Annotated in this window: 11 protein-coding genes; 9 read left to right on the forward strand and 2 right to left on the reverse strand. The window is 70.8% G+C overall.

The genetic code is table 11. The features are described 5' to 3' along the window. Nucleotides 1–12 precede the first annotated feature (12 nt). Both VC184_RS12260 and VC184_RS12265 read left to right on the forward strand, forming a co-directional pair. Nucleotides 13–1779, forward strand: a complete 1767-nt coding sequence (locus tag VC184_RS12260) for an acetyl/propionyl/methylcrotonyl-CoA carboxylase subunit alpha (RefSeq protein ID WP_112617395.1) — start codon at nucleotides 13–15, stop codon at nucleotides 1777–1779. A 16-nt stretch (nucleotides 1780–1795) separates the two neighbouring features. After that, complete coding sequence (locus VC184_RS12265; RefSeq protein WP_274178909.1) at nucleotides 1796–2248, forward strand: hypothetical protein; 453 nt, start codon at nucleotides 1796–1798, stop codon at nucleotides 2246–2248. A 114-nt stretch (nucleotides 2249–2362) separates the two neighbouring features. On the opposite strand, the gene VC184_RS12270 is transcribed toward VC184_RS12265, so the two are convergent. Then, nucleotides 2363–3826 carry an NAD(P)H-quinone dehydrogenase gene (locus tag VC184_RS12270; protein WP_114588564.1) on the reverse strand — a complete coding sequence of 488 codons (1464 nt, stop codon included), beginning with the start codon at nucleotides 3824–3826 and terminating at the stop codon, nucleotides 2363–2365. Between the two features lie 68 nt (nucleotides 3827–3894). Between VC184_RS12270 and VC184_RS12275 the strand changes: the two genes are divergently transcribed. From VC184_RS12275 to VC184_RS12285, 3 genes are all read left to right on the forward strand, one after another. Beyond that, nucleotides 3895–4728, forward strand: a complete 834-nt coding sequence (locus tag VC184_RS12275; RefSeq protein WP_274178910.1) for a purine-nucleoside phosphorylase — start codon at nucleotides 3895–3897, stop codon at nucleotides 4726–4728. An 80-nt stretch (nucleotides 4729–4808) separates the two neighbouring features. Continuing rightward, nucleotides 4809–6455, forward strand: coding sequence for a phospho-sugar mutase (locus tag VC184_RS12280; RefSeq protein ID WP_323987767.1), 1647 nt, complete (start codon nucleotides 4809–4811; stop codon nucleotides 6453–6455). A 148-nt stretch (nucleotides 6456–6603) separates the two neighbouring features. Then, a complete protein-coding gene (locus VC184_RS12285) occupies nucleotides 6604–7173 on the forward strand; it encodes a GNAT family N-acetyltransferase (protein ID WP_307221366.1) in 570 nt (189 codons plus the stop codon). A 10-nt stretch (nucleotides 7174–7183) separates the two neighbouring features. Here VC184_RS12285 and VC184_RS12290 read toward each other — a convergent pair whose 3' ends face one another. Continuing rightward, nucleotides 7184–9103, reverse strand: a complete 1920-nt coding sequence (locus tag VC184_RS12290; RefSeq protein WP_323986403.1) for a BglG family transcription antiterminator — start codon at nucleotides 9101–9103, stop codon at nucleotides 7184–7186. Nucleotides 9104–9210: 107 nt separating this feature from the next. Here VC184_RS12290 and VC184_RS12295 point away from each other — a divergent pair, with 107 nt between their 5' ends. From VC184_RS12295 to VC184_RS12310, 4 genes are read left to right on the forward strand one after another with little or no spacing between them, the layout of a single operon-like run. Further along, nucleotides 9211–9564 (forward strand): PTS sugar transporter subunit IIB, encoded by a 354-nt coding sequence (locus tag VC184_RS12295; RefSeq protein WP_112617401.1) that lies wholly within the window; start codon nucleotides 9211–9213, stop codon nucleotides 9562–9564. Continuing rightward, nucleotides 9561–9833 (forward strand): HPr family phosphocarrier protein, encoded by a 273-nt coding sequence (locus VC184_RS12300; RefSeq protein WP_023955516.1) that lies wholly within the window; start codon nucleotides 9561–9563, stop codon nucleotides 9831–9833. Before VC184_RS12295 ends, VC184_RS12300 begins: the two co-directional genes overlap by 4 nt. 50 nt (nucleotides 9834–9883) lie before the next feature. Continuing rightward, nucleotides 9884–11539, forward strand: coding sequence for a phosphoenolpyruvate--protein phosphotransferase (gene ptsP, locus VC184_RS12305; protein ID WP_112617402.1), 1656 nt, complete (start codon nucleotides 9884–9886; stop codon nucleotides 11537–11539). Between the two features lie 48 nt (nucleotides 11540–11587). After that, a complete protein-coding gene (locus VC184_RS12310) occupies nucleotides 11588–13171 on the forward strand; it encodes a PTS mannitol transporter subunit IICB (RefSeq protein WP_323986405.1) in 1584 nt (527 codons plus the stop codon). The last annotated feature ends 31 nt before the right edge of the window (nucleotides 13172–13202 follow it).

Below are 13202 nucleotides of genomic sequence, written 5' to 3' on the forward strand. Positions count from 1 at the left end.
AGGCTGGCATTCATGCCTGAGATCGCCAAGGTCCTGATCGCGAACCGCGGCGAGATCGCCGTCCGTATCGTGCGCGCCGCCCGTGACAGCGGGAAGGCGTCGGTCGCCGTCTACGCCGACCAGGACCGCGACGCGCTCCACGCCCGCCTCGCCGACGAGGCGTACGCCCTCGAGGGGTCCACGAGCGCCGAGACCTACCTCTCCATCGAGAAGATCCTCTCCGTCGCGCGACGTTCCGGCGCCGACGCCGTGCACCCCGGCTACGGCTTCCTCGCGGAGAACGCCGAGTTCGCCCGCGCCGTCATCGGCGCGGGACTCACCTGGATCGGCCCCTCCCCCGAGGCCATCGAGGCTCTCGGCGACAAGGTCACCGCGCGGCACGTCGCCGAGAAGGTCGGCGCTCCGCTCGCGCCCGGCACCCCCGGGCCCGTCGACGGTGCCGACGAGGTCATCGCCTTCGCGAACGAGTACGGCCTGCCGATCGCCATCAAAGCCGCCTACGGCGGCGGCGGGCGTGGTCTGAAGGTCGCGCGCGAGCTCGACGAGGTGGCCGAGCTGTTTGAGTCGGCCACTCGTGAGGCGATCGCCGCGTTCGGCCGAGGCGAGTGCTTCGTCGAGAAGTACCTCGACAAGCCGCGCCATGTCGAGACGCAGTGCCTCGCCGACGCAGCCGGCAACGTGGTCGTCGTCTCCACGCGCGACTGCTCGCTGCAACGACGCCACCAGAAGCTCGTCGAAGAAGCGCCCGCGCCCTTCCTCACGGACGAGCAGAACGACATCCTCTACTCCGCCTCGAAGGCCATCCTGCGCGAGGTCGGCTATGTCGGGGCGGGAACCTGCGAGTTCCTCATCGGCGCCGACGGCACGATCTCGTTCCTCGAGGTCAACACGCGCCTCCAGGTCGAGCACCCCGTGTCCGAAGAGGTGACCGGGATCGACCTCGTCCGCGAGCAGTTCCGCATCGCCGAGGGCGGCACGCTGGACTACGACGATCCTGCGCCGGTCGGACACTCGATCGAGTTCCGCATCAACGGCGAAGACCCGGGACGCAACTTCCTCCCGCAGCCCGGCCGCATCCACGTCTTCAAGACGTTCGGCGGTCCCGGCATCCGTCTCGATTCCGGTGTCACGGCCGGCGACTCGGTCTCCGGCGCGTTCGACTCGATGCTCGGAAAGATCATCGTCACGGGTCGCACCCGTGAGGAGGCACTCGAGCGCTCTCGCCGCGCGCTCGACGAGTTCGAGGTCGCCGGTATGCCCACCGTCCTGCCGTTCCACCGCCGCGTGGTGCGCGAGCCCGCCTTCACGGCGGAGAACGGCACATTCGGCGTGTTCACGCGGTGGATCGAGACCGAGTTCGTCAACGACATCCCGGCGTGGGACGGCGAGCTCGAGGCTCCCGCCGAGCCCAGCGGCCGCCACACGGTCGTCGTGGAGGTCGCCGGCAAGCGCCTCGAAGTGAGCCTGCCCGACCGTGTCGCCTCCCCGCCGGTCGCGGTGGGCCGCCCCGCCCAGGTGCCGCCCTCGCGGCGCTCGCACGCGGCCAACGCCAGCGCCGCGGCATCCGGCGACGCCGTGAAGTCACCGATGCAGGCGACGATCGTCAAGGTCGCGGTCGAAGCCGGCCAGCAGGTCGTCAAGGGCGACCTCGTCGTGGTGCTCGAGGCGATGAAGATGGAGCAGCCCATCCAGGCCCACAAGGACGGCGTCGTCGGCTCCATCGACGCGACGCCGGGCACCACCGTGGGCGCAGGTCACCCCCTGCTCACCATCTCCTGACCCCTAGGGTGGGGGCATGCGCCGCCCTGCACGTGTTCTTCCCATCGTCTGCCTGCTGGGGCTCGCTCTCGGGCTGAGCGCCTGCGCTTCCGACACGGTCGACCTCGCGGCGGCCGACGGGTGGCTCGCCGCGGTCGCGGCCGAACAAGCCGGCGCGGATGTCGGCATCGGCACGACGAGCGGCCATACGATGCCGTTGGAGAACTCCGGCGACCGGAGCGCAGGGGTCATCCTGACGCTCGCCGAGCCGGCGCCGGCGAGTGTGGTCGAGGTGCGGTGCTTCGGCGGTCACACCGCGACGGTGTTCGTCGAGGCTTCGACGACGTCCGGCTCGCGCGGCGTGGAGACGAGCATCGACTGCGACGAGAAGCCGCACGCTCTCGAGCTCGTTGATGCCACCCGCACCACAGCCGTCAGGATTGCCGTCCGCGCCGAGCCGGAGACGCGCTACTACGCCGATGTGAGGTGACACGGCGCCGCATGACCGCGCGTGAGCGTCGGAGAGAGGCGCGTACATCGGAGCGATCGCCAGGATCACTCCGACTTTCGCGCGATTCTCCGACGCTCGTGGGCTCGGCTCGGCTCAGGAGAGCGGGTCCTCGTCGCGCTGGACGAGGTGCATCGCGCGAGCGGCGTCCGTGATGCTGCCCGTGAGCGAGGGGTACACCGCGAAGACCCGCGAGACCTGGTCGACCGTGAGACGGCGCTCGACGGCGATCGCGATCGGGTAGATGAGCTCCGAGGCGCGGGGCGCCACGATGACACCGCCGATGACGGTTCCCGAGCCCTCGCGCGCGATGATCTTCACGAAGCCGTCCTTGACGCCCATCATCTTGGCGCGCGGGTTCGCGGCGAGCGGGAGCTTGTGCACGTACCCGTTGACCAGGCCCGACTCGATGTCCTTCTGCTGCTGGCCCACCGTCGCGATCTCGGGCGCGGTGAAGATGTTCGCGGTGATGCGGCGACGCTCGAGCGGGATGACGGTGTCGCCGAGCGCGTGGAACACGGCCTGGCGCCCCTGCATGGCGGCGACCGAGGCGAGCGGCACGAACGTGGTGCAGTCACCCGCGGCGTAGATGTTCGGCACGGATGTGCGCGCGACGCGGTTGACCTGGATGTGGCCCGAATCCGTCAGCTGGACGCCCGCCTCTTCGAGACCGATGCCGGCGGTGTTGGGGATCGAGCCGACCGCCATGAGGCAGTGGCTCCCCTCGACCGTGCGCCCGTCCGAGAGGGTCGCCACGACGCCGTTCTCGGTGCGCTCGACCTTCTCGGCGCGAGACTTCGACAGCACCGTCATCCCGCCGCGCTTGAACACCTTCTCGATGACGGCGGCCGCGTCGACGTCCTCGCCCGGGAGCACCTGGTCGCGGCTGGAGATCAGCGTCACCTTCGCCCCGAGGTTCATGTAGGCCGAGGCGAACTCCGCTCCCGTCACACCGGATCCCACGACGATGAGGTGCTCGGGCAGCGACTTCATGTCGTAGAGCTGCGTCCAGGTGAGGATGCGCTCCCCGTCGGGCTTCGCACTGGGCAGTTCGCGCGGCGACGCCCCCACGGAGACGACGAGGGTGTCGGCTTCCACGCGGTCGAAGTCGGTGCCACCGGGGCCTGTCGCCGCGATCAGGGCGTGCGTGCCGTCGAGGCGCCCGTGGCCGGAGATGATGCGCACGCCCGCTTCGACGAGCTGCGCGCGCATGTCGTCGGACTGCTGGCGAGCGAGAGAGAGCAGCCGGCGGTTGACGGCCGCGAGATTGATGGCGACCTCCGGCTTGAGCGGAGTGCCGGAGTCGGACCGCGCGAACAGCTGCACGCCCAAATCGGATGCCTCGCTGATGGCGACGGCCGCATCAGCCGTGGCGATCAGCGACTTCGAGGGGACGACGTCGGTGATGACGGCCGAGCCGCCCACGCCGGCGCGTTCGACCAGCGTCACCTCCGCACCCTGCTGGGCGGCGGCCAGGGCCGCCTCGTATCCGCCGGGGCCGCCGCCGAGGACGGCGACGCTTTGGGTGCGCTCGAAGCTGAGAGGCGACATGGTCTCCATTCTTCCTCAGCCGCGGAGTCGGTCGCGCACGCCTGCGTCTGGAGGGTCGCGAGTCTTAGAGTGGGGGGATGCCTGACTCCTCCGCGCACCCGCTCGACGATCCCGCTGTCGACCCGCTCGATGTGGCCCGCGAGGCTGCGGCCGACATCGCCCGTATCAGCGGCGTCGAGCGCCACGACATCGCGCTCACCCTCGGCAGCGGCTGGGGTCGGGCAGCCGAGCTCATCGGCGAGACCACGGCGACCATCCCCGCCACCGACGTCACCGGCTTCAGCAAACCCGCACTCGAGGGGCACGTCGGGACGCTGCGCAGCATCCTGACCCCCGAGGGCAAGCGCATCCTCGTCATCGGCGCCCGCACCCACTACTACGAGGGGCACGGCGTTCGCCGGGTCGTGCACAGCGTGCGCACCGCCGCCGCCACCGGCGCGAAGATCATGGTGCTGACCAACGGCGCGGGCGGCATCAAGCCGACGTGGCGGCCCGGCCAGCCGGTGCTCATCAGCGACCACCTGAACCTCACCGCCGACTCGCCCCTCGAGGGCGCGACGTTCGTCGACCTGACCGACCTGTACTCCTCGCGACTGCGCGACATCGCGCGCTCGATCGATCCCACGCTGGACGAGGGCGTGTACACGCAGTTCCGCGGCCCGCACTACGAGACGCCGGCCGAGGTGCGCATGGCTCGCACGCTCGGCGGCGACATCGTGGGCATGTCGACGGCGCTCGAGGCCATCGCCGCCCGCGAGGCCGGCATGGAGATCCTCGGGTTCTCGCTCATCACGAACCTCGCCGCCGGCATCCAGGAGACCCCGCTCAGCCACGCCGAGGTGATCGAGGCCGGGCGCGAGGCCGAGCCGGTGATCTCGGCGCTCCTCGCCCGCGTGATCGAGGCGCTGTGACCGGCGCGGACGAGCCCGTCACGGGCGTGAATGTCGACGCGACGACGCCGGCGGTTCCCTGGGACGCTGCGCGCGCCTGGATGGCCCAGGACCCCGACTCCGAGACCCGCGATGAGCTGGCGGCCGTCATCGCCGCAGCCGAGTCAGGCGACGAAGCGGCCGCGGCCGATCTCGTCGACCGTTTCGGCACGCGCCTGGCCTTCGGCACCGCGGGACTCCGCGGCCGGCTCGGCGCCGGCAGCAACCGCATGAACCGCGTGCTCGTCACGCAGGCAGCGGCGGGGCTCGCGGCGTACCTGCTCGAGAAGGCGGGGCCCGATGCTCCGCCCGTCGTCGTCATCGGCTACGACGGGCGACGGGGGTCGGCGCGGTTCGCGCAAGACTCGGCCGAGGTCTTCGCGGGGGCCGGGCTGCGGGCGATCCTGCTGCCACGCCTCCTTCCGACACCGGTCCTGGCGTTCGCCGTGCGCCACCTCGGTGCCGACGCCGGTGTCATGGTCACCGCGAGCCACAACCCGCCCGACGACAACGGATACAAGGTGTATCTCGGCGGCGCCGACGACGGCTCGCAGATCGTCCCGCCGGCCGACGGCGAGATCGCTGCGCACATTCAGCGAGTGGCGGATGCCGGCGACATCTCGGCACTCCCCCGCTCCGAGCAGTACGAGACCGCCGACGATGCGGTCGTCGAGGCGTACGTCGCCGCGACGGCGACCGTCGCCCCGGCGCCCGCGGGCGCGAACGGGATGCGCTGGGTCTACACCGCCATGCACGGTGTCGGAACCGAGACGATGCTGCGCATCCTCGACGCTGCGGGCTACCCGCACCCCGTCCCGGTCGCCGAGCAGGCCGAGCCCGACGGCCGGTTCCCCACGGTCGCCTTCCCCAACCCCGAGGAACCGGGTGCGATGGACCTCGCGCTCGAGACCGCCCGCGCGAACGACGCGGAGTTCATCCTCGCGAACGACCCGGACGCCGATCGCCTCGCGGTCGCGATCCCGGATGCCGCCGCCGAGGGCGGCTGGCGGCGGCTGACCGGCAACCAGATCGGTCTGCTGCTCGGCTGGCGCGCCGCCCGTCGAGCCGCGGAGGGCGGTGTCGCCGGCGGCGCGTCGCTCGCGTGCTCGCTCGTGTCCTCGCCCGCGCTCGAGGTCGTCGCGGAGCGCTACGGCCTCGACTTCCACGCCACCCTCACCGGTTTCAAGTGGATCTCGCGCGCCCCCGGCCTCGTCTTCGGGTTCGAAGAGGCGCTCGGCTACCTGGTGAACCCCGAGACGGTGAAGGACAAGGACGGCATCTCCGCCGCCGTCGCGATCCTCGGGCTCGCCGCCGAGGCGCGGGAACAGGGCCGGACGCTGGGCGATCTGCTCGCCGAGTTCGACGCCGAGTTCGGCAGCTTCGCGAGCGGACAGGTGTCGGTCCGGGTCGACGACCTCGCGGTCATCGGACGCATCACCGCCGCGCTGCGCTCGGCACCGCCCACCCGGATCGGCGACGCCGCGGTGGTGTCGTTCGAGGATCTCGCCGCTCCGGTGTCGGGCCCGCCGCTCGGCGACATCCTGCGCCTGTGGCTCGAGGGCGACGCCCGCATCCTCGTCCGCCCGAGCGGCACCGAGCCGAAGCTCAAGCTGTACCTCGACGTCCGCGGAGACTCGGCCGCCGATGCGGCATCCCGGCTCGCCGCGCTCGAGGCCGGCGTGCGCGGCCTGCTCGCGACCATCGGCTGAGCCCACCGCCCCACCCCACCCCGCCACACCACACCCCGATACATTCGTCGGACGCGTGGTGCTGGTGTCGCCTCAGGCGGCGCCCGGCATGACACCAGCACCGCCGGTCCGACGTCTGTATCGCGCCCCGCGCCGCTAGGCTTCGGGAGTGCTGCTGACGGAACCTGTGGAGCTCACCGACGAACACGTGCGGCTCGTCCCGCTCGACCTCGACCACGCCGACGACCTCGCGCGAGCCACGGCCGGCCTCGAGTACGCCTGGTACACCTCGGTTCCCGCGTCCGTTCCCGCTGACATCGCGCAGCGCCTCGCCTGGCGCGACGAGGGCCACATGAACCCGTTCGCCGTGCTGCGGGGCGACACCGCGGTCGGGATGACGACGTTCTGCAACATCGATCAGCCCAACCGCCGGGTCGAGATCGGACACACCTGGCTCTCCCCTGCGGTGCAGCGGACCGCGGTCAACACCGCCGCGAAGCGCCTGCTGCTCGGCCACGCGTTCGAGAGCTGCGACGCGATCGCGGTCGAGTTCCGCACGTCGTGGCACAACCGCCAGTCACGCGCGGCGATCGAACGCCTCGGCGCCAAGCAGGACGGGGTGCTGCGCAACCACCGTCTGGGGCCGCACGGGACGCTCCGCGACACGGTCGTGTACTCGGTGCTCCCGCACGAGTGGCCCGCGGTGAAGCTCGGGCTCGAAGCGCGACTCGCGCGCTGAGCGCAGGCGATCAGCCGTCGACGACCGCGACGAGCTCGTCGAGGAAGGCGCTGAACGTGATGCCGCGCCGTACGATCCGCTGCACGCTCTCGCGCTCGCTGAACACCTCGACCAGCTGCTCGAACACCGTCTGGAACGCGGCCCGATCGGACTCCGAGAAGGCGACCATCGCCACGACCTGCACGCGGCCGTCGCCCCACGCGATAGACGGGTCGGCGATCCCGAGCGAGATCGCCGTACGCGTCGCGGTCATCCCGATGGCGTGCGGGACGGCGAGCGCGTCGGTGAAGGCTGTGGACGAGAGCCGCTCGCGCTCGATCGTGCGCTCGATGTAGTCGTCGTCGATGACGCCTTGATCGACCAGCAGTGAGCCCAGCCGGCGGATCGCGGCCTCTTCTCCCCCGTCGCCGTCGAGCCCGCGGATGAACGCGGACGGGTCGAAGTAGCGCTCCAGCTCGGCGCGCAAGCGCGTCAGGCGCCGGGCCCGGCGGAGCCGCGCGGCGGCGGTCTGCACCCGATCGATGTCGGCGTCGGTGAGGAAGGGCTGGATGTGGACGATCCGGTCGCTCATGACCGGAGGCGCGATGGTCGACAGGATGAGGTCGGTGTCGATGGAGGCCCAGTCCGGGTCGACGCGCGTCTCGACGCCCACCACGTCGAGTGCCTGTCCCAGCGAACGGTCGACGCTCGAGCGCAACAGCTCGTGCAGCTCGTAGTACCCGGGGCACACGATCGTCGCCGTCAGCGCCTGCGCCGAGAGCCGGCTGCGTTCGAGGCGCCCGCCGACGTGCATCGCGATGTAGGCGATCTCGTCGTCGAGGAGCGGGATGCCGAGCAGACCCCGCAGCGCGTCGGCGATGTACACGGCGACCTCGAAGATCATCGGATACGTCGTCTTCAGCGATCGTGTGAGCGGGTTGCGCGACCACGCCTGCTCGCGTGCCCGGTGCTTGAGGTTCTGCACGTGCAGCGACAGGCGCAGCACGAAGTCCTCCTGGTCGATGTCGACGAGGAACTCCGCGGCCGCCCGCCGCACGACGTCCCGGACGGCGGTCGCGACGTCCGGGTCGATGCGCTCGCGGATGAGCGCCGCCGGCTCGGTCGCACCGGGCGCCACGACGCGCGTGAGCACGAGGGCGGCGAGATGCTGACGGTCGCCCGACCCGAGCACGACGCCGAGGTGCCGGCGCGTGAGGCGGTCGAGGATGTCGCCGACCTCCGCGCGGAACGCGGCGTCGTCGGCCTCCGCCACTTCGAGAGCCCGACCCCGCGTGATCCGGTCGGCGGCGATGGCGATGTGCATGACGACATCCCCGATGCCGAACTCGTTGACGAAGTAGCCGAGCTCGGTCAGCTCGGTGACCAGGTCGTCCTTGAAGGGGCCGAAGGCGACCGCCCCGACGGACCGTTCGCCGAGAGTGCGACGGAGGCTGTCGAGGTCGAAGGAGCCGTCATCGGTCTCCTCGTGGGCGAGCCTGCTGAGCAGCCGTCGCTGGGCCATCTCGGTGCCGCGCAGCCGTGCCCGCGACGACGTGCGTTCCAGGCTGAGCTCGGTGCCGCCGAGCAGCCCGCGCACCCGGCTGAGATCGGCATCGATCGTGGCGGGGCTGACGAAGAAGGCCTCGGCCGTCTCGAAGACGTCGATTCCGTCCGGGGAATCGAGCAGCGCGCGCACCAGACGGTGCAGCCGGTCGCGCGGAGTGCCGGCGTCGCCCACATGCACCGCCGCGGCGCTCTCCGGCCCCGCGCGGTAGCCCTGCGGTCCGGACTCGACCACGACGCCATCCGGCACCCGGGCGTTCAGGGCCGTGACGTAGCTGCGGATCGAGCGCGGCGTGACCCCGATCGCATCCGCGAGCGCGGCTGCGGTCACCCAGTCGCCGTCGCGCGCGAGAATCGCGAGGACGCGGTCCTGCCGGCTCCTGGTCACGCTCCCATTCCATCATGGCCCGGCCGACCTTCCGCCCCTGCGGAAGCAGGAAGACCTTGTCGCCTCTCAGGGGTCTCACAACAATGGGGAGAGGAGGAGGCGGGTCGATGAGGATCCTGGTCGTATGCGGCGCGGGCGCGTCGAGTACTTTCGTCGCACAGCGGGTGCGCCATGCGGCGCAGACGCGTGGCCTGGACATCACCGCCACCGCCGGAACCGAGCAGTCACTGCCGATCGATCTCGACGCGGCGGACATCGTCCTCGTCGGCCCCCAGCTCATCCCGAAGCTGGACCGGATCACCGAGGCCGCGGCTGCCCGCGGAACGCGCGTCATCCTGATGCCCGCCGACATCTTCCGAGATCTCGACGGGAGCCGGACGCTCGCGCTGATCACCGCTCCGGCCACCACCACGACACGTTCCAGCACCGACATCCCTTCAACGGAGAGGACCCCCTCATGAGCGAGGCATCGCGTACCGTCCGCATCGGATCGTCCAACGGGCTCCACGCCCGTCCCGCGAAGCTGTTCGCCCAGGCGGTCAAGCAGTCGGGTGCCAACGTCACGATCGCGAAGGGCTCGGGCTCCCCCGTGAACGCCGCGAGCATCCTCGGAGTCATCGCGCTCGGCGTCGAGTACGGCGATTACGTCACCCTCACGGCCGACGGCGACAGCGCCGAGAGCGTCCTGGACGAACTCGCCGACCTGCTCGCCACCGATCACGACGAGTGACCACGAACGACCATCGATACGAACACGGACGATACGAAGGAGATCGAGCAATGAGTGAGCTTCGCGGAGTGGGCATCGGCCTGGGAGTCGCGCAGGGACCGATCGCACGGATGGCGGAGCCGCTTCCCGCGCCGAAGGACGAGAAGTCGGAGCTGTCGCTCGACGAGGAGACGGCGCGCGTGAAGGATGCCGTCGCCGCTGTCGCGCGCGAGCTCGAACAGCGTGGCGCACAGGCGGGCGGCGCCGCCCGCGACGTGCTCGAAGCGCAGGCCATGATGGCCGAGGACCCGAGCCTCGAGGCCGAGGTCTCGACCCGCCTGCAGGCCGGCAAGACCGGCGAGTTCGCCGTGTACGACGCCTTCGCCTCGTTCCGCGACCAGCTGTCCGCGATGGGCGGCTATCTCGGCGAGCGCGCCGCCGACCTCGACGACGTCGCGCAGCGCGTCATCGCTCACCTCCGCGGCGTCCCCGCACCGGGTGTCCCCGAGCCGGGCCACCCCTTCGTGCTGGTCGCCAAGGACCTCGCCCCCGCCGACACCGCGCTGCTCGACCTCGACATGGTCCTGGCGCTGGTGACCTCCGAGGGCGGGCCCACCTCGCACACCGCGATCCTCGCCCGCGAGAAGTCGATCGTCGCCGTCGTCGGCGTCACGGACGCCGCCAGCCTCTCCGAGGGCGAGACGGTCATCGTCGACGCCGCGAAGGGCGTCGTCACGACCGACCCGAGCGAGGACGAGCTCGCACAGGCGCAGAACCGTGCCGACGAGCGCAAGTCGGCGGCATCCGCCCCGATCACCCCCGGCGCGCTCGCCGACGGCACCGCCATCCCGCTGCTGGCGAACCTCGGCAAGCCCGAGGGCGCGGCACAGGCCGTCGAGCTGGGCGCCGAGGGCGTCGGCCTCTTCCGCACCGAGTTCCTCTTCCTCAGCTCGTCGCAGGCGCCCACCGTCGCCCAGCAGCGCGAGGCCTACACGAAGCTGCTGCAGGCGTTCCCGGGCCAGAAGGTCGTCGTCCGCGCGCTGGATGCCGGCGCCGACAAGCCGCTCGCGTTCCTCAACGACGCGCACGAGGAGAACCCGGCGCTCGGCCTCCGCGGTCTCCGCGCCCTGCGCGCCAGCGAGGACATCCTGCGCGAACAGCTCACCGCGCTCGCCGAGGCGGATGCCGCGACCGAGGCCGACCTGTGGGTCATGGCGCCGATGGTCTCGACCGTCGAGGAGACCGAGTACTTCGTCGGCATCGCCCGCGAGTACGGCATCAAGACCGCGGGTGTCATGGTCGAGGTGCCGTCGTCGGCGCTGCTCGCTGACCACGTCCTCAAGGTCGCCGACTTCGCCTCGATCGGCACCAACGACCTCACCCAGTACACGCTCGCCGCCGACCGCCTGCTCGGTTCGGTGTCGTCGTTCCAGGACCCCTGGCACCCGGCTGTGCTGCGTCTCATCCATGAGACCGGCAAGGCGGGCCAGGCCAACGGCAAGCCCGTGGGCATCTGCGGCGAGGCCGCAGCTGACCCGCTGCTGGCCGTCGTGCTCGTGGGCCTCGGCGCCACGAGCCTGTCGATGGCGCCCACCGCGCTCGCCGACGTTCGCGCCACCCTGCTCAACCACACCCTCGACGACGCCCGCCGCATCGCCGAGGCCGCCCTGACCGCGACCGACGCGGCCTCGGCACGTGCCGCCGCCCAGACCGCCGCCGGCATCTGATCAGCACCAGCACCCGCACCACACACTGCACCAGAAGGAGAACCAGAAATGACAACGACGTCAACACCACCCGCGGGAGGTGGGGTCCGGGTCCGCGTCCAGCGCTTCGGAACCTTCCTCTCGGGAATGGTCATGCCCAACATCGCGGCCTTCATCGCGTGGGGTCTGATCACCGCTCTGTTCATCGACACGGGATGGGTCGGACAGGACGGGCCGATCGAGGCCTGGCAGTGGGCCGACTCCCGCATGCTCGGCGGCGGGGTCACCCCTGACGGCACCGAGTGGACCGGCCTGGTCGGTCCCATCATCACCTACCTGCTGCCCACCCTGATCGCCTACACCGGTGGCCGCATGGTCTTCGGTGTCCGCGGCGGTGTCGTCGGCGCCGTCGCTGCGATGGGCGTCATCGTGGGCGCCTCGGGGACCATCATGTTCCTCGGCGCAATGGTCGCCGGTCCCCTGACCGCCCTGGCACTCAAGTGGATCGAGAAGCTGTGGGCGGGCAAGGTCCGCGCCGGATTCGAGATGCTCGTCGACAACTTCAGCGCCGGCTTCGTCGCATTCTTCGCCGCGCTCGCAGCCTTCTTCTGGCTCGCCCCGGTGATGAAGTTCGTCACCGACGTGCTCGGTGGCGCCGTCGGCTTCCTCGTCGACCGCGGCCTGATCCCGCTGGCGAGCATCATCGTCGAGCCCGCGAAGGTTCTGTTCCTCAACAACGCCATCAACCACGGCGTGTTCACCCCGCTCGGAACCCAGGAGTCGCTCGAGACCGGGAAGAGCCTGCTCTTCCTCGTCGAGGCGAACCCCGGCCCGGGTGCCGGCCTCCTGCTCGCGATCTCCGTCTTCGGGGTCGGCATCGCGCGCGGTACCGCACCGGGTGCGTTCATCATCCAGTTCTTCGGCGGCATCCACGAGGTGTACTTCCCGTACGTGCTGGCGAAGCCCCTCCTGATCGTCGCGCTCATCGCCGGCGGCGCCAGTGGTGTTGCCACGAACGCCATCTTCAACTCCGGCCTGGTCGCCGCGGCCTCGCCGGGATCCATCTTCGCGGTGCTCATCCAGACCGCCCCGGGCAGCCACCTCGGCGTCATCCTCTCGGTGATCATCTCGGCCGGTGTGACGTTCGCGGTCTCGGCGACGATCCTGCTGGCGAGCCGCAAGCGCGACCTCGCTCGCGAGCAGGCTGGTGAGGGCACCTTCGAGGACGCGATCGCACGCACCGAGGCCAACAAGGGCAAGAGCTCGGAGGCCCTGTCGGGTCTGCGCGCATCGGGTGCTGCCGCCGCCACCGGTGCAGCAGCCGAGACCGGCGCCGCCACCGCGACGGCGACGAAGCCGATCCAGTCGGTCGTGTTCGCCTGCGACGCCGGCATGGGCTCGTCCGCGATGGGCGCGAGCGTCCTGCGCAACAAGTTCAAGAAGGCCGGCATCGAGGACGTCACGGTCGTCAACAAGGCGATCGCGAACCTCGACGGCACCGCCGACCTGGTCATCACGCAGCAGCAGCTGACCGACCGCGCCAAGGCGCAGAACCCCGACGCGGTTCACGTGTCGGTGGACAACTTCATGAACTCGCCGAAGTACGACGAGGTCGTGGAGATGGTCCGCAAGCAGCACGACGCCGACGCGTAGGCTCGAAACCCAGACCCGGGGCCGGGGCGGT

Origin of the sequence: Microbacterium plantarum, assembly GCF_035231185.1 — a bacterium.
GTDB lineage: Bacteria > Actinomycetota > Actinomycetes > Actinomycetales > Microbacteriaceae > Microbacterium > Microbacterium plantarum.

Bases quoted from the DNA above. Each gene is read 5' to 3' on its own strand.
- VC184_RS12310 (WP_323986405.1), top strand. From the start codon at position 11,588: ATGACAACGACGTCAACACCACCCGCGGGAGGTGGGGTCCGGGTCCGC.
- VC184_RS12300 (WP_023955516.1), top strand. From the start codon at position 9,561: ATGAGCGAGGCATCGCGTACCGTCCGCATCGGATCGTCCAACGGGCTC.
- VC184_RS12275 (WP_274178910.1), top strand. From the start codon at position 3,895: ATGCCTGACTCCTCCGCGCACCCGCTCGACGATCCCGCTGTCGACCCG.
- VC184_RS12280 (WP_323987767.1), top strand. From the start codon at position 4,809: ATGGCCCAGGACCCCGACTCCGAGACCCGCGATGAGCTGGCGGCCGTC.
- VC184_RS12270 (WP_114588564.1), bottom strand. From the start codon at position 3,826: ATGGAGACCATGTCGCCTCTCAGCTTCGAGCGCACCCAAAGCGTCGCC.
- VC184_RS12260 (WP_112617395.1), top strand. From the start codon at position 13: ATGCCTGAGATCGCCAAGGTCCTGATCGCGAACCGCGGCGAGATCGCC.
- VC184_RS12265 (WP_274178909.1), top strand. From the start codon at position 1,796: ATGCGCCGCCCTGCACGTGTTCTTCCCATCGTCTGCCTGCTGGGGCTC.
- VC184_RS12295 (WP_112617401.1), top strand. From the start codon at position 9,211: ATGAGGATCCTGGTCGTATGCGGCGCGGGCGCGTCGAGTACTTTCGTC.
- ptsP (WP_112617402.1), top strand. From the start codon at position 9,884: ATGAGTGAGCTTCGCGGAGTGGGCATCGGCCTGGGAGTCGCGCAGGGA.